The 275-nt window shown below is 55.3% G+C and carries 1 protein-coding gene; it reads right to left on the reverse strand.

Annotated elements, in window-relative coordinates:
• Positions 1-67: 67 nt before the first annotated feature.
• Positions 68-275 (reverse strand): hypothetical protein (locus SB771_RS34345; protein WP_410721955.1); only part of this gene is annotated, 208 nt, incomplete at its 5' end.

Raw genomic sequence — 275 nt, forward strand, 5'->3', positions numbered from 1 at the left:
GGGAAATACTGATTTATCCGGCTCGGTGGTCATCGCTGACGCAGCCGAGTACGTTGTAGAACGTAGTTCACGGAACGAGTCCACGACGATGAAACGCCAGATGAGCTTTGCGGAAGCGGAAGGCACGGGCAAGAAGCAGAGGTGGCCGCGAAAATTCGGACAGTCGGATAAGTGGTTTGGCCGGGGCCAGAGCCAGAGATAATGTTGGCAAAGGAACCGAGGAAATGACGAAGATAACCCGACGGACGCACTCAGCGGCGTTCAAAGCAAAGGTG

Origin of the sequence: Burkholderia sp. SIMBA_051, assembly GCF_046534915.1 — a bacterium.
Taxonomy (GTDB): Bacteria; Pseudomonadota; Gammaproteobacteria; order Burkholderiales; family Burkholderiaceae; genus Burkholderia; species Burkholderia ambifaria.